Source organism: Mycobacterium sp. DBP42 (genome assembly GCF_005924235.1).
Lineage (GTDB): Bacteria > Actinomycetota > Actinomycetes > Mycobacteriales > Mycobacteriaceae > Mycobacterium > Mycobacterium syngnathidarum.
In genome coordinates this window covers 366,081-387,483 of sequence record NZ_VCMY01000002.1, presented here as the reverse complement: position 1 = coordinate 387,483, position 21,403 = coordinate 366,081, and the positions used below count along the sequence as shown (strand labels likewise).

The 21,403-nt window shown below is 66.6% G+C and carries 25 protein-coding genes; 12 read left to right on the top strand and 13 right to left on the bottom strand.

Features of this window, described 5'->3' with window-relative positions:
• Both E0T84_RS04225 and E0T84_RS04220 read right to left on the bottom strand, forming a co-directional pair.
• Positions 1-327, bottom strand: coding sequence for a DUF732 domain-containing protein (locus E0T84_RS04225; protein ID WP_070185519.1), 327 nt, complete (start codon positions 325-327; stop codon positions 1-3).
• A gap of 47 nt (positions 328-374) precedes the next feature.
• A complete protein-coding gene (locus tag E0T84_RS04220; RefSeq protein ID WP_138743836.1) occupies positions 375-1,535 on the bottom strand; it encodes an alkaline phosphatase family protein in 1,161 nt (386 codons plus the stop codon).
• Positions 1,536-1,635: 100 nt separating this feature from the next.
• Here E0T84_RS04220 and E0T84_RS31780 point away from each other — a divergent pair, with 100 nt between their 5' ends.
• Positions 1,636-2,199: a hypothetical protein gene (locus E0T84_RS31780; protein WP_171054901.1), complete on the top strand. Its 564-nt coding sequence runs from the start codon at positions 1,636-1,638 to the stop codon at positions 2,197-2,199.
• An 18-nt stretch (positions 2,200-2,217) separates the two neighbouring features.
• Here E0T84_RS31780 and E0T84_RS04210 read toward each other — a convergent pair whose 3' ends face one another.
• Entirely contained in the window at positions 2,218-2,532 is a 315-nt protein-coding gene (locus E0T84_RS04210; protein ID WP_138743835.1) for a hypothetical protein, read from the bottom strand.
• Positions 2,533-2,877: 345 nt separating this feature from the next.
• On the opposite strand from E0T84_RS04210, the gene E0T84_RS04205 reads away from it, so the two are divergent.
• On the top strand, positions 2,878-4,086 hold the full coding sequence (locus tag E0T84_RS04205; RefSeq protein ID WP_138743870.1) for an acyltransferase: 1,209 nt from the start codon (positions 2,878-2,880) through the stop codon (positions 4,084-4,086).
• Positions 4,087-4,241: 155 nt separating this feature from the next.
• Complete coding sequence (locus E0T84_RS04200) at positions 4,242-4,931, top strand: GDSL lipase (protein WP_070188076.1); 690 nt, start codon at positions 4,242-4,244, stop codon at positions 4,929-4,931.
• Positions 4,932-4,941: 10 nt separating this feature from the next.
• Here the strand turns inward: E0T84_RS04200 and E0T84_RS04195 are convergent, their stop codons facing one another.
• Complete coding sequence (locus E0T84_RS04195) at positions 4,942-5,901, bottom strand: GlxA family transcriptional regulator (protein WP_138743834.1); 960 nt, start codon at positions 5,899-5,901, stop codon at positions 4,942-4,944.
• 126 nt (positions 5,902-6,027) lie between these two features.
• Here E0T84_RS04195 and E0T84_RS04190 point away from each other — a divergent pair, with 126 nt between their 5' ends.
• The gene (locus tag E0T84_RS04190; protein WP_138743833.1) at positions 6,028-6,681 is read left to right on the top strand and encodes an HD domain-containing protein; all 654 of its coding nucleotides are present in this window, start codon (positions 6,028-6,030) and stop codon (positions 6,679-6,681) included.
• A 26-nt stretch (positions 6,682-6,707) separates the two neighbouring features.
• On the opposite strand, the gene E0T84_RS04185 is transcribed toward E0T84_RS04190, so the two are convergent.
• A complete protein-coding gene (locus tag E0T84_RS04185) occupies positions 6,708-7,370 on the bottom strand; it encodes an MOSC domain-containing protein (RefSeq protein ID WP_138743832.1) in 663 nt (220 codons plus the stop codon).
• A gap of 18 nt (positions 7,371-7,388) precedes the next feature.
• On the bottom strand, positions 7,389-7,637 hold the full coding sequence (locus E0T84_RS04180) for a hypothetical protein (RefSeq protein ID WP_138743831.1): 249 nt from the start codon (positions 7,635-7,637) through the stop codon (positions 7,389-7,391).
• A gap of 128 nt (positions 7,638-7,765) precedes the next feature.
• Between E0T84_RS04180 and E0T84_RS04175 the strand changes: the two genes are divergently transcribed.
• The gene (locus tag E0T84_RS04175; protein WP_138743830.1) at positions 7,766-8,731 is read left to right on the top strand and encodes an o-succinylbenzoate synthase; all 966 of its coding nucleotides are present in this window, start codon (positions 7,766-7,768) and stop codon (positions 8,729-8,731) included.
• A 162-nt stretch (positions 8,732-8,893) separates the two neighbouring features.
• Positions 8,894-9,217, top strand: coding sequence for a hypothetical protein (locus E0T84_RS04170; RefSeq protein ID WP_070188051.1), 324 nt, complete (start codon positions 8,894-8,896; stop codon positions 9,215-9,217).
• A 5-nt stretch (positions 9,218-9,222) separates the two neighbouring features.
• On the opposite strand, the gene E0T84_RS04165 is transcribed toward E0T84_RS04170, so the two are convergent.
• A complete protein-coding gene (locus E0T84_RS04165; protein ID WP_138743869.1) occupies positions 9,223-10,116 on the bottom strand; it encodes an aminoglycoside phosphotransferase family protein in 894 nt (297 codons plus the stop codon).
• Between the two features lie 61 nt (positions 10,117-10,177).
• Between E0T84_RS04165 and tpx the strand changes: the two genes are divergently transcribed.
• Positions 10,178-10,672, top strand: a complete 495-nt coding sequence (tpx, locus tag E0T84_RS04160; protein ID WP_070945351.1) for a thiol peroxidase — start codon at positions 10,178-10,180, stop codon at positions 10,670-10,672.
• A gap of 55 nt (positions 10,673-10,727) precedes the next feature.
• Here the strand turns inward: tpx and tenA are convergent, their stop codons facing one another.
• Positions 10,728-11,411, bottom strand: coding sequence for a thiaminase II (tenA, locus tag E0T84_RS04155; protein WP_070945396.1), 684 nt, complete (start codon positions 11,409-11,411; stop codon positions 10,728-10,730).
• 240 nt (positions 11,412-11,651) lie between these two features.
• Between tenA and ripD the strand changes: the two genes are divergently transcribed.
• The 3 genes from ripD to E0T84_RS04140 all read left to right on the top strand — a co-directional run bounded on the left by ripD (position 11,652) and on the right by E0T84_RS04140 (position 14,251).
• On the top strand, positions 11,652-12,275 hold the full coding sequence (gene ripD / locus E0T84_RS04150) for an NlpC/P60 family peptidoglycan-binding protein RipD (RefSeq protein ID WP_138743829.1): 624 nt from the start codon (positions 11,652-11,654) through the stop codon (positions 12,273-12,275).
• A 79-nt stretch (positions 12,276-12,354) separates the two neighbouring features.
• A complete protein-coding gene (locus E0T84_RS04145) occupies positions 12,355-13,413 on the top strand; it encodes a M48 family metallopeptidase (protein ID WP_070188054.1) in 1,059 nt (352 codons plus the stop codon).
• Positions 13,414-13,468: 55 nt separating this feature from the next.
• Complete coding sequence (locus tag E0T84_RS04140; protein WP_070188055.1) at positions 13,469-14,251, top strand: hypothetical protein; 783 nt, start codon at positions 13,469-13,471, stop codon at positions 14,249-14,251.
• A 4-nt stretch (positions 14,252-14,255) separates the two neighbouring features.
• Here E0T84_RS04140 and E0T84_RS04135 read toward each other — a convergent pair whose 3' ends face one another.
• From E0T84_RS04135 to E0T84_RS04120, 4 genes are read right to left on the bottom strand one after another with little or no spacing between them, the layout of a single operon-like run.
• Complete coding sequence (locus tag E0T84_RS04135) at positions 14,256-14,942, bottom strand: CPBP family intramembrane glutamic endopeptidase (RefSeq protein WP_138743828.1); 687 nt, start codon at positions 14,940-14,942, stop codon at positions 14,256-14,258.
• A complete protein-coding gene (gene upp / locus E0T84_RS04130) occupies positions 14,939-15,568 on the bottom strand; it encodes a uracil phosphoribosyltransferase (RefSeq protein ID WP_138743827.1) in 630 nt (209 codons plus the stop codon). Before upp ends, E0T84_RS04135 begins: the two co-directional genes overlap by 4 nt.
• Positions 15,569-15,576: 8 nt before the next feature.
• Positions 15,577-16,794: a URC4/urg3 family protein gene (locus tag E0T84_RS04125; RefSeq protein WP_138743826.1), complete on the bottom strand. Its 1,218-nt coding sequence runs from the start codon at positions 16,792-16,794 to the stop codon at positions 15,577-15,579.
• Positions 16,791-18,068: a GTP cyclohydrolase II gene (locus tag E0T84_RS04120; protein ID WP_138743825.1), complete on the bottom strand. Its 1,278-nt coding sequence runs from the start codon at positions 18,066-18,068 to the stop codon at positions 16,791-16,793. Before E0T84_RS04120 ends, E0T84_RS04125 begins: the two co-directional genes overlap by 4 nt.
• Before the next feature lie 97 nt (positions 18,069-18,165).
• On the opposite strand from E0T84_RS04120, the gene E0T84_RS04115 reads away from it, so the two are divergent.
• Entirely contained in the window at positions 18,166-18,540 is a 375-nt protein-coding gene (locus E0T84_RS04115) for an NYN domain-containing protein (protein ID WP_171054900.1), read from the top strand.
• Between the two features lie 34 nt (positions 18,541-18,574).
• Positions 18,575-19,789 carry a cytochrome P450 gene (locus E0T84_RS04110; RefSeq protein WP_138743823.1) on the top strand — a complete coding sequence of 405 codons (1,215 nt, stop codon included), beginning with the start codon at positions 18,575-18,577 and terminating at the stop codon, positions 19,787-19,789.
• Here the strand turns inward: E0T84_RS04110 and E0T84_RS04105 are convergent, their stop codons facing one another.
• Complete coding sequence (locus tag E0T84_RS04105; protein ID WP_138743822.1) at positions 19,790-21,364, bottom strand: class I adenylate-forming enzyme family protein; 1,575 nt, start codon at positions 21,362-21,364, stop codon at positions 19,790-19,792.
• Between the last annotated feature and the right edge of the window lie 39 nt (positions 21,365-21,403).

The following is a 21,403-nucleotide window of genomic DNA, read 5'->3' as shown; positions in this document are numbered from 1 at the left end:
CTACGTAGCGGCCTGTTCGTAGACAAAGCGCTGATCGGGGCAGTAGTAGTTGATGGCGGTACCCAGGAACTGCCACGACTGAGCGTCGGTGCTGTCCTTGTCCAGCTGCTTCTTGACGAAACCGACTGAGTCCTGGGCGTTGTGGTCGACGCCGTTGTGCAACCGCTTGCACATGATCTTGCCGATCCAGGCGTTGTAGTCCTTCTGCCCATAGATACCGAAAGTGTGCAACTCGTTGGCGAAATCCGTGTCCGGATCGGCGTGTGCGGGAGCGGCGAAGGCGATAGCCGCCGCGGCACCGATTGCTGCCAGCCCTGCAAGCTTCATGCGGTGAATCTTAGCCCATCTAAGCCTGTTCGGGGTGTGCGGTTTGCTCAACTGATCGCGGCGAGCAGTGGGACATACTGCTCGGCACTCGTCAGTGAGCCGTGCTGGCCGATCAATGCGGACTCCATGGGTTCGGCGGTTCGTCGCAGTAGTGCGGCCGATCCGCGGGCGGCGGCGACGACATCACCGATGCGGCCCCGGACGTCGTCTCGCACCCGGTCACCGAACCAGCCGGCTGCTATGGCTTCTTCCCGTGACATCACCCATGCGGACTCAGCCAGCGTGCCGCGCCAGGTTGTGAGGACGTCGTCGGCCGCCCCGGCGGCGGTATAGACATGGCGGGCGCGAGCCTCGCCGCCCACGGCGACCACGCCGGCGCGCAGTGGCTCGCACGCGTCGATGTCGGTGACCGCGGCCTGGTCCACCGTGACCATTCCGTGGTCGGCCACCACCGCCAGCAGGCACTCTGCGGGCAGCGCCGTCAACACCGATTCCACCAGGCGGTCCACCTGCCGCAATTGCATGCACCACGCCGGAGAGCCGGGGCCGTGCAGGTGGCCCACCAGGTCGAGGTCGGCGTGATACCCGTAGCAGAATCCGTACCCCGCGACGGCGGAGATGACTTCGGCGGCCAGGTCGCCGAGGGCGTGTGCACCGACATAACGGGCACCCCGCAGCAGCGCCCGGCTCAGGCCAGACCGGGCGTGCTCGGCGCTCGAGACGACCGAGACGTCGAATCCGGCCGCAACGGCGCGCTCGAACGTGGTGGGCGACGGCTGTACCTGCTCGGGCACCACGCGTTCGCGCAGGTCTGGGCCCCACGGATGGGGCCGCCAGCGCAACGCATTGATGACGTCGAATTCCGGGCCGGCCTCGGGGACCCGAAACGAGTAGCCGACGAAACCGTGCTCGCCGGAACGGCACCCGGTGCCGATCGCCGCCAACCCCGCTGCCGTCGTCGACGGATATCCGACGCATAGGGTCCGCGACGGCGACTGATCCGCCAGGCCCGACATGACCGGCGCGATCCGGGCATGCTCGGCGAGCAGCTCGGCGCCGAGCCCATCGATCAACAGGACACATGCCCCGCGGATCGGGCCGGGCAACGGAATGCGCGCCTCGAATCCAGGGACCCCCATCGCGGCCAGGACCGAGGGGACGACGTCGGCCAGGTGAGGTACGCCGGAATCGGGATGCGGAGGCTCCACACCGCGAGCGTGCCACAGATCACGTCAGCTGGTTCTGGCAACGCACCGCTCCTGCCGAGCCCGTCCGACCACACCGCCGTACCCGGTACGCTGGGTTTTCATGAAGCCGATGAAAGCCGTGATCTTCGCTGCCGCCTTGGCGGTGTCCGCAGGTGGGGCGTTCAGTGGCATCGCCGCCGCGGATCCGGAGACTCCGGCACCTGTCCCCGCGCCGGGTCCGCTGCCCGGCCCGCCCCCCGGTCCGCCGCCGGGGCCGGTCGCGGCGGCACCCGATGCCCAGCCGCCCGCGGCGCCTGCGGCCGCCCAGGCCATCGACCACGACGGCCTCTTTGTGGTCGGTACCGACATCCAACCGGGCAACTACGCATCAGCCGGCCCGGTCGAGGGTGGAACGTGCTACTGGAAGCGGATGGCCGATCTGCACGGCGGCGACATCATCGACAACGCATTCACCAAGAAACCACAGGTCATCACGATCGACGCCACTGACAAGGCGTTCAAGACGAGTGGTTGCCAGCCGTGGCAGCTGACCGATGCCGTACCGGACAACCCGGCCAGTGGCCCGATCCCGGCGTTGGTCGGCCAAGCCAAGCTCCGCGCGTGGATGAATACGCTCAACAACAACGCCCGCAACTACGACGGCTCCTCGGTGCCGATGCCCTGACGCTTCGGCACGCAGCGATCAGCCCGGCGGGATCAGCGGCGGCCGGCAAGCGTTCTCGACCGGATCCCACCACCAGCCGTTGTCGCACATCGGCGGTGGCGGCACCACCGGCGGGCGGCAGGTATTGGCCACCGGGTCCCACCACGAGCCGTTCTCACAACCCAACGGAACGACCGGCGGGCGACACACACTCGCCACCGGGTCCCACCATTCTCCGGCCCCGCAGTCGGCCCAGCTGACCGCAGGTGTGGCCACCGTGACCACCGCCATCAAACCGAATGGCGCCAAGACAGCGCCCACGCCCGCCGCGCAGCGGCCGATGATGCCGGTCATCTCAAACCTCCCCGAGAGATCACACCCTCGAGCCTATCCGGCTGCTGGGCCGACTGCCATTGAGCGGACACCCCCGTCGTGGGCTGCTCGATGGCACTCCGGTGGGCCCGCGCCGGAGGGGCAATCCCTTGCTGCACAAGATCACCCGGGCCGCCGTTTGCGATGCCCAGGCATCTCACAGGAGCTACACACGGCGCGGCCAACATCCGGTTGATCGGCACGCTGCTAGTCTGCGAGGGCTGCCGGTTGCGCCGATCGCGGTCCGATTCGCCCGGTCAGCCGCGGCTATGACATGACAAAACAGCGATGTGACGAATCAGCTGGGTGGAGACGGAAAAGGGTGTTGTGCGCGGCGCAGAGATCAAGGCCCTGACGGGGCTGCGCATCGTCGCGGCGGTGTGGGTGGTCCTTTTCCACTTCCGGCCTCTGCTCTATCAGGTGGCACCTGACGTCACCGAGGCGTTGGCTCCCGTGCTGGACCGGGGCGCGCAGGGCGTCGATCTGTTCTTCATCCTCAGCGGATTCGTCCTGACCTGGAATTACATCGACCGGATGGGGCCGACCTGGTCTACCCGGGCCACGTTGCACTTCCTGTGGCTGCGGCTGTCGCGAGTGTGGCCGGTATACCTCGTCACGTTGCACCTGGCCGCGTTGTGGCTGATCTTCACGCTCAACGTCGGACACGTCCCGCCCGAGGACACCAGCGGCTACAACGCCGTCAGCTATGTGCGCCAACTCTTCCTGGTCCAGTTGTGGTTTGAGCCCTACTTCGACGGTTCGAGCTGGGATGGGCCGGCGTGGTCGATCAGTGCCGAATGGCTGGCCTACCTGCTGTTCGGAGCGCTGATCCTGGTGATCTTCCGGATCGCACGGGCCACCCGGGCGCGAAGCCTGGTCCTGCTGGCCATGGCCGCGGCGTTGCCTCCGGTGGTGCTCCTGATGGCCACCGGCCACTTCTACACCCCGTGGAGTTGGTTGCCGCGGATCGTCATGCAGTTCACCGCGGGAGCACTGGCGTGCGCGGCGGTGCGCAAGCTGCACCTGACGGAGCGCACTCAGAAGCGCGCGGGCTATCTGTCGATCGTGTTGGGCGCCGTGATCGTCGGCGGGCTGTATTTCTTCGACGACCATCCGATGAACACCGTCGGTGACGCCGGCGGCATGGTCGACATTCTGTTCGTTCCGCTGGTGGTCGCCATGGCGGTCGGGGTCGGCAGCCTGCCGGCGTTGTTGTCCACCCGGCTGCTGGTCTACGGCGGACAAATCTCGTTCGGCCTGTACATGGTGCACGAGTTGGTGCATACCGCCTGGATCTGGACCACCCGGCAGTTCGAGTTGACCCTGACGCCCACCCTTTCGGGCAAGGCCACGCTGCTCGGCCTGTTCGCGATCTCACTGGTGGGTGCGATCGCGCTCTATCACCTCGTGGAGGAGCCGGCCAGACGCTGGATGCGCAGAATGGTCGATATCCGGCCGGTGGAGCAGGCCAACACCAAGCTGCACCGGATCGATACCGAGGACCGGTCCGACGAGGTCGCCGCCCGCGCCGGCTGACCGTTGTAACCTTCCAAACCCGCTGTGCGACAGGTTGTTATGCCCTTGTTATCACTGTGTCACCGGCCGCCTATCAACGGCCGCGGTTCACACAATAGGCTGTTTCGGTATCGCGGTCCGGGGCGAACTGGGTCTCGCCGGCAGTGGAGGTTGCAGTGAGTCGTCTGGCCACTTTCATCGTCTCGCTTGCCCTCGTGGTGGGGCTGTTCACCCAGGCTCCGCCCCGGCGCTATGTCACCTCGGGACTCGATCCGCAGATCAGCCACATCGCAGTGATCGGTGACTCCTACACCACGGGCATGCTCGCCGAGGGTGGGATGGGGCCGCGGAACTGGGCCCCGCTGGCCTGGAAGGAGCTGGCCGACCGCGGCGTCCAGGTGGATGCCGATGTGGTGGCCGAAGGTGGCGCCGGCTACGAGGCCCGCGGCAACCATGGAAACGTTTTCGCGGACCTGACGGCGAGGGCCGTGCAGCCCGACGACGCGTTGATCGTCTTCTTCGGGTCGCGCAACGACAAGGACGCCGATCTGGGTGCGGTCACGCGCTTGAGCCATGATGCCCTGACCAGGGCCCGTCTTTCCGCGCCGACCGCGCGGATCCTGGTGATCGGACCGCCGTGGGTGAATGCCGAGGTGCCGCCGAATCTGCTGGGCGTGCGCGACATTCTGCGCGATCAGGCCCACCAGGTGGGTGCGACGTTCGTCGATCCCATCGCCGAGCGCTGGTTCTTCGATCGCCCGGAGCTGATCGGCGCCGACGGCATACACCCCACCGATGCGGGCCATGCCTACATGGCCGACAAGATCGCACCGCTCATCGGCAAGGAGCTTCCACGCTGGGTCTGACCGTGGCGGGTCAACCGCCGGACGTGGTGCGGAAACGATCCCGGTAGGCCTTCGGTGACAGCCCGAGATGGTTGACGAACACACGTCGTAGGGTCTCGGCGCTTCCGAACCCGGCCAGCCGGGCTGATTCGGCCACCGGGTGGCCTGCGTCGAGGGCTGCCCGCGCGACATCGATCCGCACCGTTTCCACGTAGCGCGCCGGTGTGGTGCCCAGCTCGGCCTGAAACAGCCGGGTCAGCTGTCGGGTACTCAACGAGGCCAGGGCCGCAAGGCTTTTCACGCTGTGGTCCGCGGTCGGGTCGGCCGTGATCGAATCGATGGCCGGCCGCAACGCCGAGTCCGCGGGTGCCTCCGACTCGACCAGCGTGGAGAACTGCGACTGGCCGCCGGCCCGCTTGAGATACACGACCAGTGACCGCGCGACCTCGCGCACCAGATCCGTGCCGTAATCCGACTCCACCAGCGCCAACGCCAGGTCGATGCCCGCCGTCACTCCCGCGGAGGTGTAGACGTTTCCGTCCCGGACGAAGATGGCGTCGGGCTCGACCGAAATCGTGGGATACGCACGGGCCAGCAGCCCCACGTGCCGCCAGTGCGTGGTGGCCCGGCGCTCATCGAGTAGACCCGCCGCGGCCAGGATGAAGGAACCCGTGCAGATCGACGCCAGTCGCCGGGTCCGCGTGGGCACGTCGTGCAGCGCGGCCACCAAGGCGGGATCGATCGGCCGGCCCACGAGATCGTCTCCGCCGGAGACCAATACGGTGTCCGCCCGGTCGATTTCGGAGACTCGATCGGTCACCGTGAACGGCGTGCCGATCGAGGTGGTGACATCGGCGCCGTCGACCGAGGCGATGCGCAGCCGATAGTCGGCACCGAACCGGTTGGCCTCGGCGAAAACCTCGGCCGGCCCCGCGGCATCGAGCAGTTTCATCCCGTCGAAGACGACGATGACGACGTCACGCTGAGCCATCCGTCCATTGTGTCGCTTTCTGTGGGAAACATGGCTCATCGGACATATGGGATGCCGCGGGCCCGGTCGCAGACTGGGACAGTCCGCCACTGCATACCCGTTGATCAGAATTCGAAGGAGACCGTCATGACGATTCCGTTGACCGACAACCTCGCCGGGGTCGAACTGCCCGATACCGCACTGGTGCGGGAGACCACCGAGTACATCCGCGACGTGGAGGGTGACCTGCTGTTCCACCATTCGCGCCGGGTGTTCTACTTCGGTGCGCTGCACGGGCTACGCAGGGGCCTGCAGCCCGATCTGGAATTGCTGTACGTGGGTGCGATGTTCCATGACCTCGGTTTGAACGAGCCGTACCGTACGACCTCGTCGCTGCGTTTCGAAGTCGACGGTGCCAACGCCGCGCGGGATTTCCTGCTGCAGCGCGGGGTGGGCGAGGCCGCGGCGCGCAAGGTCTGGCTCGGCATTGCGCTGCACACCACGCCGGGCGTGCCGGAGTTCCTCGATCCCGAGATCGCGCTTGTCACAGCGGGTGTCGAGACCGACGTACTCGGCATCGGCCGCGAGGACCTGTCTGCCGACGATCTGCGCGCCGTGACGACCGCCCATCCGCGCCCGGATTTCAAGAACCGGATCCTGCGGGCATTCACCGACGGGGTGCGGCATCGGCCGGAGTCGACCTTCGGCACCGTCAACGCCGATCTGCTGGACCACTTCGACGATTCGTTCGTGCGCCAGGATTTCGTCGAGGTGATCTTGGCCAACAGGTGGCCGGAATAGACTGCAGCGCAAGCGAACACCGTGAATCAGGTGGTGGCGGTGCGCCGTTCGGCCAGGTCTCGCAACGGTTCCGGGAGGGCGGGCGCCCGCAGGATGGCGGCCAGGTGCTGTGGCTCCAGGGTCAGGGCCCGGAACACGAAACCGACGGTGATGTCATGGTCGGGCCGTTCGGTCACCACGATCTCATCGCCTGCAGAGACCGATCCCGGCGTCACCAGCCGTAGATAGGCACCCGGGATCGCAGTTCTGGTAAAGGTTTTGACCCATCCGTTGATCTGCAACCAGTTTGCGAACGTCCGGCACGGGATGCGCGGACGGGACACCTCGAGCTCAAGCCCGTCGGACCCGACGCGCCACCGTTCACCGATGACGGCGTTGGTGACGTCGACGCCGGCGGTGGTGAGATTCTCGCCGAACACACCGTTGGCTATCTCTCGGTCCAGATCGATCTGCCAGGTGTCGAGGTCTTCACGTGCGTAGGCGTACACCGCCTGGTCATCGCCGCCGTGGAACTGCTGGTCACCGATCGTGTCGCCGACCAGGCCGCTACCGAGCCCGCCGTGCATCGGACCGGGAGCGCGCACCGCGACCGCCGTATCGACGGGTCGCTTGTCGATGCCGGTGACGGCACGCCCCTCGGCGGTGTTGGGCCGTGGATGGGCCACGTTGACCGTCAATACCTGCGCCATGATGCACAGCGTAGTGGCTTAGAAAGCCGGTGTCGCAACACCATTCGGGACAGCCGGCGGCGGCACCGGCAGGCACAACCCGGTTGCGAGGTCGAGCTGCCGGCCAGGCAGGCAGAACGGTGAGCAACCATTGGTCACGCCCGTTTCTCCGGGCGGGCACGCCGAGCTGGGGGCCGGAGTCACGATCGTGGCGACCGCCATCGACCCGGCTGACAGCACCGCGGCCGACACCACGGTGAAAATCGCGCGCCACACTGCGCTCGTCATCGGCTGTCTCCTCATGAGCTGAACCTGCCCGGACCTATGCGCGCAGTCTAGGCGGCGCGCTGCGACGGCACCGGCAGTTGCGCCGTTGTCGGCGCGAGGCCGGGCCGGTCCGCTAGCGTCACCTGCTTGTGCAGACCCTGATCGACTTCGAGCGCGCGCCCGTCTTCGCCATCCCGATCATCGCGCCGGTCGGCGGGCTCACCGTCCGCGAGGGCATGCTCCTTGAGGGGCCTCAGGGGTGGGGGGAGTTCAGCCCACTGCCGAACGACCGTGCACTGGCCCGATGGCTGACCGCGGCCACCGAACCGGGCACCGTCGGCTGGCCCGACCCGGTCCGCGGACGAGTCCCGATCGCGGTCACCGTGCCCGCCGTCGACGCCGCCCGCGCCCGTGCGATCGCCGCTGCATCCGGTTGCCGCACCGCTGCGGTCGAGGTGGCTGCCGGGGCGCCGGCACAGGATGTCGAGCGGGTGCAGGCCGTGCGCGACGGTCTGGGCGCCGGCGGAGTGATCCGATGCGACGCCAAAGGCCGGTGGGATCCGGACACCGCTGTCAACGCCATCGCAGCGCTCGAGCGGGCGGCCGGCGGACTCGAGTTTGTCGCCCAACCGTGCCGGACGCCCGATGCGCTGTCGCAGGTGAGGCGTCGGGTCGAGGTGCCCATCGCGGCCGACGAGTCGATTCGCCACGCCGATGATCCGATGGGTCGTCGCCTCGGCGACGTGGCTGACATCGCCGTGCTCGCCAGTGGACCGCTGGGCGGGGCTCGCCGCGCGTTGCGGGTGGCCGAGTCCTGCGGGTTGCCCTGTGTGGTGAGTTCGACGCTGGAGACCACCATCGGCCTGGCCGCAGGGCTCGCGCTGGCCGGGGCATTACCCGAGTTGGCGTTCGCGTGTGAGCTGGGCACCAGGGGGTTGCTTGCCGGCGATCTGGTCGCGGACTCGCGGTCCCTGCTGCCGGTCGATGGCTACCTGCCCGTGGCTCCGATGCCACCGGCACCGGAGCGGGATCGCCTCCAGCGGTACGCGGTTACCGACCCGGACCGTCTGGCCTGGTGGCGAGGGCGTCTGCAGAGTGCAATATCTGCATCTTGAACAGGCCTGATGCGGTTCCTGGCGGCTCGCCGGGAGCCGCGCCCGGCACCCTTGCGCAGATCAGATTCAAGTAGCGCACTACGCATGTGGCCTACGGGCCGGCAACTCGAGAATCAAACTTCGTCAGCTACCGCTGGCGGGGAAGATCCAACGGAGGATGCCATGTCGTTGTTCGCCAAGTTGTCGGAACTCCGGGCCGTCAAGACCCAGGACTCCGGTGGAACCGACGAGCTCAGTATCAGCAGGGCTGATGGGTTCCAGTTCAAGGCTGTATCGATGTGCCAGGGGGACGTGGTGGATCTGGACCGGCTGCTGCCGTTCGACGGCCAGCTGGAGATCGTGCTGCGTGAGGTGGATGACCAGACCGACGAGATGCAGGACGTGGGCTCGATACTCATCCGTTCGGACGAGCAGGGACGCGGCGAGCTCACCCAGCAGTTCAACGGGGCAGGTGCGTTGTACGACCTCACCTACAAAGTCATCTGAGCATCTCAATCCTGCACGGCCTTTGCGATCGCCACACAGGTGGTCAACCAGTCCACGTCGGGTTCAGCTGCCTCGGTCAGCTCCCACATCGCGTTGTGCAGCATCCGCACGATCACCCAGGCTCGGGCCCGGTCGGCATCCAGGCCGGCGGCGTCGACCAGGGCCGACAACCGCCGCCGGACGCCCTCGCGAACGTATCCGGCCAGTTCGTCCCAGCGATTCCACAGCATCGGCGCGACCTCGTAGTGCGGGTCGCCGTTCAGCGGCTTGGGATCGATCACCAACCACGGCTCGCGGTCAGCGGCGAGAACGTTCTCATAGTGCAGGTCGCCGTGGATCAGGGTGCCGGTAGCCGCCGGATCGGTGACCAGATCCCCGCCGAGGGCGATCGCCTGCTCCACCAGCCGGCGCGGCACCGGGGCATTGCGGGGGAGCTGGGTCAAATCGGCGGTCCAGCGCGCGGTGCATTCGGCCAGTGACCGCAGCTGGGGCAGGGCCGGCACATGTATGCGGCCGTAGAGCCCGGCGACGATCTCACAGGCCTCGATATCCCAGAGCTCGTTGAGGTTTCGTTGCTCCAGTCGTTCCAGCAACATGATCCTGCGGTGTGGGTCGGCGCGCAGCAACCGCACTGCCCCTTCGCCTTTCCACCGGCGCAGCGCCAAGTGTTCGTGTTTGGATTCGTCGTCCGGGTAGGCGGCCTTGAGAACCGCGGGTCCACCGTCGGCCGTCTGAACCGGCAGGACAAGCGAGCAATACCCGTGCAGGGCGGTCCCGTCGGCGCGCAACTCCCATTCGGTGAGGTGGTTGCGAACCTGTCTCGGCAGACCATCTACCCAGGATTGCCACTGCGGACCCCGCGTGCCCATCGCGCGCACCGCGTCGGGCAGATCGATCATCGCCACCATCGTCGCACCCCGGGCGGCCCGCGGGACATCCGGTTTTGACAGACTGTGCTCCATGGCACAGATAACCTTGCGCGGAAACCCCATCAACACCGTCGGCGAACTGCCCGCAGTCGGTAGCCCGGCCCCCAGCTTTTCGCTCGTCGGCACCGACCTCGGCGCCGTCACCAACGATCAGTTCGCGGGCAAGGCAGTGCTGCTGAACATCTTCCCGTCGGTCGACACCCCGGTGTGCGCCACCAGCGTGCGTACTTTCAACGAGCGTGCCGCCGGAGCCGGCGCGGCCGTGCTGTGCGTGTCCAAGGACCTGCCGTTCGCGCAGAAGCGTTTCTGCGGCGGCGAGGGCATCGAGAACGTCACCACCGCGTCGGCCTTCCGCGACAGCTTCGGTGAGGATTACGGAATCGCGCTGGCCGATGGCCCGATGGCCGGGCTGCTGGGTCGCGCCGTCGTGGTGATCGGCGCCGACGGCAACGTGGCCTACACCGAACTGGTGCCCGAGATCGCCCAGGAGCCGGACTACGACGCCGCGCTGGCCGCGCTCAAATAGTTCAGGTAGCCGACTCCGCCCCCCACCGGCGCCTGGCGCCGGTGAGGGAGGGCCGCTAGATCGGCCACTGCTCGCGGCGATGGGCCGCATCGAAGAACATCCACTCATATTTCGCCGTGACCACGAAATGGGCTCGTGCGGCGGCTTCGTCCGTCCCGCCCAGCGTCGGTCCCAGCCGATCGGTCAGATCGAGCACCTCGGCCACCGTGGCGGCGAATTCCTCGCCACCGTAACTGTCGATCCAACGCTGATAGCGCGGATCCGGCGAACCCTGTTCCAGCAACGCGGCCCCGACCCGGGCGTAGATCCAGTAACAGGGAAGCACCGCGGCCAGCCCCTCGGCGAAGGTTCCGCCGTAGACGGCCGCCAGCAGATAGCTCGTGTAGGCGCGCGTGGTCGGCGCGACCGGCGTCGCGTTCAGAGCCTCGACGTCCAGCCCGAGTTCGGGCAGCAATTCGTTGTGCAAGCCAAGTTCGACGTCGAAGATCTCCGCGGCATGCCGGGAGAACATCGCGGTATCGGCCAGCGTGGGGGCCTTGGCGCCGACGACGGCCAACGCGCGGGCATAGTCACGCAGGTAATGCGCGTCCTGCGCCACGTAATGGGCAAATGCGCTGTCGTCGAGGCTGCCGTCGGTGAGACCGGTCAGGAACGGATGCGCCAGGATTGCGCTGAACGTCGGCTCGATCGCCTCCCAGAGACTGGCTGACCAGGATTGCGGGTTCGCATCGGGGTGCATGCACACCATGGTCTCAGGTGGCGGACAGCCGTTGTGGTGTCCGTCGGCAACTTCTGCACCGCAATGGTTTTCGCCGCCACGGCCGGTTCCGTAACCGTTCGGTCACGTTCCTGCATCTGATCGGGCTTGTGCCCCATGCAAATTGGGCAGACTCTCGGCTGAGCGGTACAAATGGTTGACTCGACTGACGACGACCAGCAGTCGAGGCCAACTTTTGGTGGTCGAGAGAGTTGATGTTCGATGAGACGTACCTTTGCCCTTCTGTTCAGTCTGGCATGTCTGGTAGCGGCTCCCGGACTGGCCGGCGCCGCACCGATCGAACGGCCGTCTGGCAACCAGCGCTTTGTCGATCTCGTGATCGCGCGCGCGATGTCACAGCGCGGCGTGCCCTTCAGTTATGGCGGCGGCGATGTCAATGGGCCGACCCGCGGTATCGCCCGCACCGTGCCCGCTCCGGGGGGGACGCCGGTGACCCCGCCGCTCGCGGCGGGCGGCGGTTTGACACCGGGCCTGTCCACCCCGGCAGTGCAGGCACCCGTACTCACCACCCCGGGTGTCGCGGCGATGCCCGACCCCTCGTCGAATGTGGTCGGGTTCGACGCCTCCGGCTTGATCGTCTACGCCTTCGCCGGGGCCGGGGTGAAGATGCCGCGTTCCTCGGGCGAACAGTACAAGGTGGGGCAGAAGGTACTGCCGTCCCAGGCCCTGCCCGGCGATCTGATCTTCTACGGCCCGGAGGGCACTCAGAGCGTGGCGCTCTACCTCGGCAACAACCAGATGATTCAGGGCACCGAGCCCGCTGTCGCGGTCACCCCGGTGCGCGGCGAGGGCATGACGCCCTATCTGGTCCGCATCATCGCCTGACGCCTGATATTCGTGCGTCCGCAGTGGCTCAACCCTCCGTAGGCTTTGTGCTGTAGACGACGAAGGGCGCAGCGCACCGATGGATCAGACACCAGCGACCACGCGGACCGTATTTCCCGGCATCAGTTCGCGCGCTTGGGAACATCCGGCGGACCGGACTGCGCTGACCGCGTTGCGCCGGCTCAAGGGATTCGATCAGGTTCTCAAGGTGCTGTCCGGCATGCTGCGCGAGCGCAAGCACCGGTTGCTCTATCTGGCCAGTTCCGCCCGGGTGGGGCCGCGGCAGTTCGCCGATCTCGATGCGTTGCTCGACGAATGCGTACAGGTGCTCGACGCTCCGGTGCGACCGGAGTTGTTCATCGTCCAGTCGCCGGAAGCCAACGCGTACTGCATCGGCATGGAGGACCCGTTCATCGTCATCACCTCGGGCATGTACGAGCTGATGACACATGACGAGATGCGCTTCGTCATCGGTCACGAACTGGGCCATGCGCTCAGCGGCCACGCGGTCTACCGCACGATGCTCCATCATCTGCTGCGGTTGGCCTCATCGTTCGGCTTCGTCCCGATCGGTGGCTGGGCGTTGCGGGCAATCGTCGCGGCCTTGCAGGAATGGCAACGCAAATCCGAACTTTCGGGGGATCGGGCGGGACTGCTGTGCGGGCAGGACTTCGACATGGCGATTCGGGTCGAGTTGAAATTGGCGGCGGGCCGGCACCTCGACAAACTCGACTCGCAGGCGTTCCTGGCCCAGGCCCGCGACTATGACGCGACCGGAGACATGCGCGACGGCGTGCTCAAACTGCTCAACCTGGAGTTGCAGACGCATCCCTTCTCGGTGCTTCGGGCGGCTGACCTGACCAAGTGGGTCGATACCGGCGGATATGGCGCGATCATGGCCGGCAACTACCCCCGGCGGTCCGACGATGCCACTGCGAGCTGGGCCGACGATGTCAGTGCGGCGGCACGCCACTACAAGGACGGTTTCGATCAGTCGGACGACCCGTTGGTCCGGGGCATCCGGGATGGCTTGGGTGGTGTCGTCGACGGGGTGGGACAAGCCGCGACCAGTGTGGCCGACTCGATGGGCCGCAAGATCTCTGAGTGGCGCCGCAACACCAGGCAGAGCGAGGACTGACGCCGAGCCGGGTAGTTGCCGTCGCATCAACGGTAAGCCCCTAGACTGGGCGCTCGTGGGCATCCTGTTTGGCTTCGCGCCGTGGATCATCTATTGGGTACTGGTCGGCAACGTGCCGTTTTTGGTTGCGGTGCTGGTGGCATTGGCGACGGCCATCGCCACCTTCGTCATCAGCAGGATCTCCGGGTCGCCGGGGCGCACCCTGGAGGTCGGTGCACTCGCGACCTTCGTGGTGCTCACGATCTTGACGCTGGTGCTGAGCCAGGACGTCATGGAGCGCTGGATACAGCCGTTGAGTACCGCAGGTATCTTCCTGGTCGCCTTGATCGGTCAGCTGATCGGCAAGCCGTTTGTGATGGAGTTCGCCGCGGCAGGCCAACCACCCGGTGTCGTGGAAAGCGATCTGTTCCAAAGGATTGTCAAGATCCTGACCTGGATCTGGGTCGGCGCATTCGCCGGGATGACGATCTCCGCTGCGATCCCTCCCATCGTGCAGGGGGACGCCACGATCCTGGACACCAAGACGCCGCTGTCGTTCACCTGCTACTGGGTCATCCCGTTCACCCTGCTGGGTCTGGCGGCACTGGCCTCCCGCGTCCTGCCCGACCGGATGACCGCGGGCATGAACGACATCGTCCGCAAGACCACGTTCGTGGCGTTCTCCGAGGCCGAGATCGACCAGCTCTACTACCTGGCCCAGGAGCATGCCAACCGCGAGGTCGGCGCCGGGCAGGAAGCGTACGACGTCCGGGTCGGCGGATCGGGAACCCCGTTGGTGGGCGACGAATCCCGCATGTCGTGGCCCTCGACCTACAAGGTGCGAGATCGCAAGCGCTAGCACCTCAACCGGTCGGCATCATTCCCAGCAGGCTGAACATCATCACGATGCCCGGCAGCAGGTTGGTCACTTGATGCGCGATGATCCCGCCCCACAGACTGTCGGAGAACAGCCGGGCCAACGCAATGGGAATTGCCACCACCAACAGCAACGGGGCCCGCTGCGGTTCCAGGTGAGCCAGCGCAAACACCAGTGTGGACACCACCGCGGCGGTGATCCGCCCCCAACGTTGTTCGAGCGCTCCCCACAGCAGTCCGCGATACACCACCTCTTCGCAGATCGGGGCGATGACGGCGACCAGAACCAGCACAGTTACCGCCAAGGGCCAAGATGTCCGCACTCCTTGGTAGACGGCTCCCACGGCCGATGTCGCGTCCGGCCCGAGGATCGACTGGTAGAGCAACGCGGCCGGTAGCGTGACGAACAGCCCGCCGACGCCGAAGGCCAACCCCAGACCGACGGCGCGCCAGGACCATTGCCACCGAAAGTCGAGACGGGGGCCGTTGCCACGCCATGCTGCGATCGCGATGGCCAGCGTCGCGGCGGCCAGGGTGGGCACCCCGATCGCCAAGGTGATCAGCCAGGCGGGCGGGGCACCGGCGGGTGCCAATATGCCGAAAGCTGCCGAGGCGAGGAGATAGACGGCCTCGACGATGAAGAATGCGCCCAGACCCCAACGGTGCGTTGTCATTTGGTTCCGAAGATGCGGTCGCCGGCGTCGCCCACCCCGGGACGGATATAGCCCCGCTCGTCGAGTTCCCGGTCGAGCGCTGCGGTGTAGATCGGCACCTCGGGGTGTGCCTCGTGCAGCGTCGCCACTCCCTCCGGACATGTCAACAGGCAGACGAACTTGATCGATCGCGGCTCGTATTCTTTGATCCGGTCGATGGCGGCGACAGCCGAATTGCCGGTGGCCAGCATGGGATCGGCGACCACCACATCGCGTTCGCGCAAGTCGCCCGGGAGCTTGAAGTAATATTCCACCGCCACTCGAGTCTTCGGATCGCGGTACAGGCCGATGTGGCCGACCCTGGCATTCGGCATCACGCCGAGCATGCCGTCAAGGATGCCGCTGCCGGCCCGCAGAATGGAAACGAACACCAGTTTCTTGCCATCGATCACCGCACCCGTGGTGGATTCCAGGGGTGTCTCTATATCGATGTCGCGTACCGGGATGTCACGGAGCACCTCATAGCTCATCAGCATCGAGATCTCGTTGAGAAGTTGGCGAAAACCCTTGGTGGACACATCTTTCTGACGCATAAGAGTCAGCTTGTGCTGGACCAGGGGGTGATCGATGACATGCAGGTTGGCCATATGTCCTCCTAGAAGACGGTGCCGTCGCTGACGATCGACAACGGAGGGCGGCCGTCGCGCAGACGTGCGGCCAATGCCCGGCCCGTCGCCCAGGTTCCGCCCTCCAGTGCACAGGCCAGCGGCAGTCGCGGGGCCGCCAGATCCTTGCGGACCAGCGGTGCCAATTCGTCGAGCAGTGCGACGGTCAGCGCCCGCCACTCGACCACGAACTCGTCGTCCACCCGCCAGTTCCGGTCCGCCAGTGCGGGATCACGTAGCCGCAACACGCCGGTATCCAGCAGCAGACCGCCGTTGCGGTACTCGGGCAACCCGGTCAGCGCGTCAAGGTCGGTCACCGCCACACCCGCCCACTCGAACGGTTCCAGAAGTGAATACGTCAGCCACTGGGACAGCTTGTGGAACGGCATCCATCCGTGGGACAGACCGTGGCCGCCGACCGCCCGGTGCCGCCAGCAGTCGCCGAGCGGTTGTCCACCGATGGCGTTGCCGGTGAGCCACACTGCAGACAGCGTGTTCAACAATGTCACGAGCAGGTCATGGGCCGCGACGGTCGGACCGGCCACTGTGTCGAACAGTCCACCGGGACGGCCGTGCGAGCCGAATATCTCGGGGCGCGTGGCCAATACCCGGCCCAGCCTTCGCAGCAACTGAACCCGGCCACCAAGCCCGACCAACGGATTGCCGGCACTCACCTGGAAGGCGGCGGCCAGACTGTCGACGTCGAGCCGGTGTAACGCGGCGGCGTCGACGCGCAACGGATCGTCGGCGTCGCTGGAGAACAACCCACCGCAGAAGGCATGCCAGCTGGCCACCCCGAGGCCTTCCGAGCGGGTGAGACGAAGGCCGGTCGCGGATTCGGTGTACTGCCAGTCGGCTCCGGCTCCGGCGTCCAGCAGCACGCTCACCACGGCCAGGTCGATCATCGAGCGGGCCCAGGCGGCGCTACCCATATCGGTTGTGCGCGTGGTCAACTCCGCGCGACGGTCCACCCCGCCTGCCTCGAAATGGCGCCACCGGCTGTGGTAGGGGACTGCCAGCGTGGGGTAGCGAGTGCGGGTGAGTTCGGCGACCTCGGCGGACGCGCGGCCCAGCGCATCGTCATCGACCAGGAACCACGGAGAGCCCCCGGACCGGGCGCGCTGCAGAAGATGTTGGGCGCGCTCGCGTATCGCAGCGGTGGTACGCAGAGTGGTGACGGCCGCCGAGCCGTCAAGGGCTGTGGTCATCGGGCCAGCCCGCGACCCTTGGTGATCTTGAGTTCGGCGAGACCGGGCACCGGTCCGGGGGTGAAGTACCCGGCGGCCATCTTGGCGTCGATCTCGACCCGGGCGTCGGCAGGGATCAGCTCGTCGGGGATGTTGACCCGCTCGCCGACTTCGATTCCCGCCCCGGTGATCGCGTCGTACTTCAGGTTGCTCATCGACACCAGGCGGTGGATCTTGCGCACTCCCAGCCAGTGCAGGACGTCGGGCATGAGCTCCTGGAACCGCATGTCCTGCACTCCGGCAACGCATTCGGTGCGGGCGAAGTACTGGTCGGCAGTGTCTCCGCCGTCCTGGCGCTTGCGGGCGTTGTAGACCAGGAACTTGGTGACCTCGCCCAAGGCGCGGCCCTCCTTGCGCGAATAGGCGACCAGACCGACGCCGCCGCGCTGGGCGCCGCCGATACATTCTTCGATCGCATGGGTGAGATAGGGCCGGCACGTGCAGATGTCGGAGCCGAAGACGTCCGAGCCGTTGCACTCGTCGTGTACCCGTGCCGTCAGTTCCACGTTCGGGTCCGCCAGATCGCGCGGGGCGCCGAAGATGTAGAGGGTCTGCCCGCCGATCGGTGGCAGGAACACCTCGAGATCACCGCGGGTGACGAGTTCGGGATACATACCACCGGTCTCCTCGAACAGCACCCTGCGCAGTGCGGTTTCGGTGCAGCCGAACCTGGCGGCCACCCCGGGCAGAAACCACACCGGCTCGATGGCTGCCTTCGTCACAAGTGCCGCACCGTTTTCCAGCAGCACCCGCCCATCCGGGTGCAGCCTGCCGGCGGCCATGGCTGCGGCGATCTCGGGCACGATCACGTGCGCCTTGGTGACGGCGATGGTCGGCCGGATGTCGTAACCGGCAGCAAGTTCGGCGGCGAATGCCTCGGAGACCATGGCGCCCCAGGGATCGAGGCTGACGATTGTCTCCGGTCGGCTCCACTGCGGGTAGGGTCCGATCACATCGGTGGGGTCCGTGTTGGTCAGATCGGCCCGGTGCGCGGGCGAGAGCGCGCCTGCGGCGACCGCCAATGCCCGGTAGACGCTGTAGGAACCGCTGTGCGTGCCGATCACATTGCGGTGTGCGCGGGTGCTGGTGGTCCCGATCACCGGACCACGCTCGGCAGCACTCGGCGCCGCCCACTGGATGGTCGGAGTGCCCGCGGCAGCGCTGTGCGAGGTCAACCGGATGTGGCGGGCTTTCGGCGGCTCCGCGGACACGCCACCGCCTGGTTCGGCGACCATCTCGGTCTCCTTCCTCCGCGCTTGCGCCCGGTTGAGACAGTCCAGTCAACTCTTGTTCGGCCGGTTCCGCATGCGGTGTGCCCGTACCGTCGGTGGGGTGCGCTGGATCGTGGACGGCATGAACGTCATCGGCTCGAGGCCCGATGGCTGGTGGAAGGACCGCCGAGGCGCCATGGCGGGTTTGGTCGAGCGGCTCGAGCGCTGGGCCGTGGCAGGCGGACATCGGGTGACGGTGGTGTTCGAGGCGCCGCCGACGCCGCCGATCGAATCCGCTGTCGTCGAGGTCGGCCACGCTCCACGAGCCGCCACGAACTCCGCTGACGATGAGATCGTGCGGTTGGTCGAGGCTGCTGCTCGACCGGACGAGATCAACGTGGTGACGTCGGACAGCGGGCTGGCAACCCGGATCCGCGATGCGGGTGCGGTAGTGCAGTCGGCCACCGGATTCCGTGACCTGATCGAGCGATTCTGACGATTCGGACGTCGCAGTGCACTACCGTCACGGCATGCTCGACGATGCGGTCGGAATCAGCGGTGTCGACTTGACCGACCCGGCCGTGTACGAGGCGGGTGTGCCGTTCGAGGCATTCGCCGAACTTCGGCGGCGGGCGCCCGTCGCATGGCATCCGTACGGCGACGACGAGGGCTTCTGGGCGCTTACCGGCTACGACGAGATCCTGGCGGTGTCGCGGGACAGCGCGACGTGGTCCTCGCAACGGACCGGGGTGCTCTTCGACGTTCCGGCGCCCGAGAATTCGTATCAACTCGAACTCATGATGCTGACGATGGATCCGCCGCGGCACAGCGCACTCCGGACGCTTGTCAGCAAGGGCTTCACGCCGCGGCACGTCGCACAGTTGCGCGAGCGCCTGGGGTGCCTGGCCGCAGAGATCGTCGGTGGGGTGCTGGACCGCGGGGAGTGCGAATTCGTGTCCGACATCGCCGGCGCATTGCCGTCGTCTGTGATCGCCGAACTTCTCGGTATCTCCCACGAGGACGGTCGCCGGCTGTATCACTTGACGGAGACCATGAATTCGGAGCACGTGGGCGAGGCCACCGAAACCGTCATGCTCGCGCAGCTGGAGATGTTCGAGTATGCATCGGCTCTGGCGCAACGTAAGCGCGCCGAACCGGGCGATGACATCGCGACGGCGTTGCTCAACGCCGAGGTGGACGGCCGCCACCTCACCGACCTGGAATTCAACGCGTTCTTCCTGCTGATGATCAACGCCGGCGGAGACACCACCCGCAACCTGGTCTCGGCGGGCACGCTGGCGCTGTTGGAGCACCCGGAGCAACTCGCGCGGCTGCAGGACGATCCGGAATTGCTGGCAACCGCGGTCGAGGAGATGCTGCGCTATGTCAGCCCTGTGACCGCCTTTACCCGCACGGCAACGAAAGATACCGAGCTGCACGGTGTTCGCATCGCAGAAGGGGAGCGGGTGGCGATGTTCTTCCCCTCGGCCAACCGCGATCAAGCGTACTTCGCCGATCCGGACCGGTTCGATGTCGGTCGAAAGCCCAATCCACATTTGGCTTTTGGGGGCGGGGGGACGCACTTCTGCCTCGGCGCCAATCTGGCGCGGGTGGAGGCCGCGGCCATTTTTCCCGAAATCCTGTGCCGGATGAAGGATCTCGAGGTCGCCGGTCCGGTCGAGAGGGTGCGATCGAATCTGATGAACGGCATTCATTCGATGCCGGTGCGATTCACCGCGGCGTGATCAGCCCGCCGGGTGCGCCGGCTGCAGACGTGCCGCCGTGATCTCCCCGTCGATAATCCACTGCCGCAGGGCTTTCCGGTCGAATTTCCCGCTGGACAGCGTGGGTATCCGATCGCTGGTGGTCAGCGCCCAGCGAGTTGGTACTTTGTAGGCGGACAACTGTTCGCGGCAGTACGCAGCCAGGGTGGTCGGGTCGACATCCCCTCTGGGCACCACGACCGCGCACACTTCCTCGCCGCGCTGTGGATCGTCGACGCCGACGACCACGCATTGCGCCACGTTCGGGTACGCAGCGATCACTGCCTCGACTTCCAACGGCGAGACGTTGGCGCCTGCGGCCTTGATCAGGTCGGTGGTGCGCCCGACGTAGAACAGCCGGGGATCGCCGTCTCGCCGGTAGACCTTGTCGCCGGTGTGATACCAGCCGTCGTCGTCGAAGGTTTCCGAGCGTTCGCGCTTGTTGTACCCGGCCATGACCCCGATACCGCGGACCAGAAGTTCCCCGGTGTCTCCGGAGGCGACGGGGGCGCCGTGTTCGTCGACGATGGCCATGTCGGTGAAAACGAACCCGCCCGCGGTCTCGGACATGGTGCGGTGCACCGGAAATCCGTCCGGGACGTCGGTCATGGCGATGTCGAGCGGTCCGTCGCGCAGCATCGGTGCGCTACTGAGGTCGCGGTCGGCGAACGACGGATGTTCGCGCAACTTCTGCGTGAACGCAGGCCAGCCCACGATTCCGGTGATCCGTTCTTGCTCAGCCAGATCCAGTGCGATCTCCGGATCCAGTTTCGGCATGACCACCAGGGTGACCTGCTCGTGCAGGGCGCCGGTGACCGCGAGGAGTCCGCCGATCCAGAAGAATGGCATGGCGCACAGGATTCGGGATTCGTTTTGTGTCCCGGTGATCGCCCGGATGGCCGCAGGCCAGGTTGAGGTTTGACGTACCAGTGTGCCGTGGGTGTGCAGGACGCCTTTGGGGTCGGCGGTGGACCCGGAGGTGTGCACCATGATGGCGAGGTCGGCGGCTGACACCTCGGCTTCGGCAGCGGTCAGCACGTCGACCGGCACCATTTCGGTGTGGTGATGGCAGCAGGGCAATGCCCACGACCGATCGACCGCGCCGACCAGCGCGATGCGACGCAGATAAGGTGCGGCGCGCAGGGCCAGTCGGCTCGTCGGTTGGCCCGCCAGTTCGGGCAGCGCTGCTTCCAGACGCTCAGCGACGTCGATGTGGATCACCGTGCTGGGCGCGATGAGCAGCCCGATGTCGGCCAGGCGCAACACCTTCGCGATTTCGGCGGGGGTGTACAGCGTGCTCAGCGGCACTGCCACCGCCCCGATCCGGGATACCGCGAGCCACCAGGTGACCCACTCGGTGCCATTGGGGAAGAACAGGCCGACGCGACTGCCCTTGCCGACCCCTTGGTACAGCAGCCACCGCGCCAGGTTCGCGGACCGTTGCTCGGCCTCGAGGTGGGTGAGCCGGTCGGTCGGAGTCACCAGGTACTCGGACTCACCGAACTCGGCGACACTGCGCCGCAGTAGAGCGGGGATGGTCAGCGGGGATGGCGTCACCCGTCCATCTTCTCCAATGCCGTTACGGGTCTGCCCGGG

What these genes read in the sequence shown, in the direction of transcription:
- E0T84_RS04125 (WP_138743826.1), bottom strand. Translation starts at nt 16,794, where the DNA reads ATGACCACAGCCCTTGACGGCTCGGCGGCCGTCACCACTCTGCGTACC.
- ripD (WP_138743829.1), top strand. Translation starts at nt 11,652, where the DNA reads ATGAGACGTACCTTTGCCCTTCTGTTCAGTCTGGCATGTCTGGTAGCG.
- E0T84_RS04210 (WP_138743835.1), bottom strand. Translation starts at nt 2,532, where the DNA reads ATGACCGGCATCATCGGCCGCTGCGCGGCGGGCGTGGGCGCTGTCTTG.
- E0T84_RS04110 (WP_138743823.1), top strand. Translation starts at nt 18,575, where the DNA reads ATGCTCGACGATGCGGTCGGAATCAGCGGTGTCGACTTGACCGACCCG.
- tenA (WP_070945396.1), bottom strand. Translation starts at nt 11,411, where the DNA reads ATGCACCCCGATGCGAACCCGCAATCCTGGTCAGCCAGTCTCTGGGAG.
- E0T84_RS04120 (WP_138743825.1), bottom strand. Translation starts at nt 18,068, where the DNA reads ATGGTCGCCGAACCAGGCGGTGGCGTGTCCGCGGAGCCGCCGAAAGCC.
- E0T84_RS04170 (WP_070188051.1), top strand. Translation starts at nt 8,894, where the DNA reads ATGTCGTTGTTCGCCAAGTTGTCGGAACTCCGGGCCGTCAAGACCCAG.
- E0T84_RS04180 (WP_138743831.1), bottom strand. Translation starts at nt 7,637, where the DNA reads ATGACGAGCGCAGTGTGGCGCGCGATTTTCACCGTGGTGTCGGCCGCG.
- E0T84_RS04225 (WP_070185519.1), bottom strand. Translation starts at nt 327, where the DNA reads ATGAAGCTTGCAGGGCTGGCAGCAATCGGTGCCGCGGCGGCTATCGCC.
- E0T84_RS04190 (WP_138743833.1), top strand. Translation starts at nt 6,028, where the DNA reads ATGACGATTCCGTTGACCGACAACCTCGCCGGGGTCGAACTGCCCGAT.
- E0T84_RS31780 (WP_171054901.1), top strand. Translation starts at nt 1,636, where the DNA reads ATGAAGCCGATGAAAGCCGTGATCTTCGCTGCCGCCTTGGCGGTGTCC.
- upp (WP_138743827.1), bottom strand. Translation starts at nt 15,568, where the DNA reads ATGGCCAACCTGCATGTCATCGATCACCCCCTGGTCCAGCACAAGCTG.
- tpx (WP_070945351.1), top strand. Translation starts at nt 10,178, where the DNA reads ATGGCACAGATAACCTTGCGCGGAAACCCCATCAACACCGTCGGCGAA.
- E0T84_RS04185 (WP_138743832.1), bottom strand. Translation starts at nt 7,370, where the DNA reads ATGGCGCAGGTATTGACGGTCAACGTGGCCCATCCACGGCCCAACACC.
- E0T84_RS04165 (WP_138743869.1), bottom strand. Translation starts at nt 10,116, where the DNA reads ATGATCGATCTGCCCGACGCGGTGCGCGCGATGGGCACGCGGGGTCCG.
- E0T84_RS04145 (WP_070188054.1), top strand. Translation starts at nt 12,355, where the DNA reads ATGGATCAGACACCAGCGACCACGCGGACCGTATTTCCCGGCATCAGT.
- E0T84_RS04135 (WP_138743828.1), bottom strand. Translation starts at nt 14,942, where the DNA reads ATGACAACGCACCGTTGGGGTCTGGGCGCATTCTTCATCGTCGAGGCC.
- E0T84_RS04195 (WP_138743834.1), bottom strand. Translation starts at nt 5,901, where the DNA reads ATGGCTCAGCGTGACGTCGTCATCGTCGTCTTCGACGGGATGAAACTG.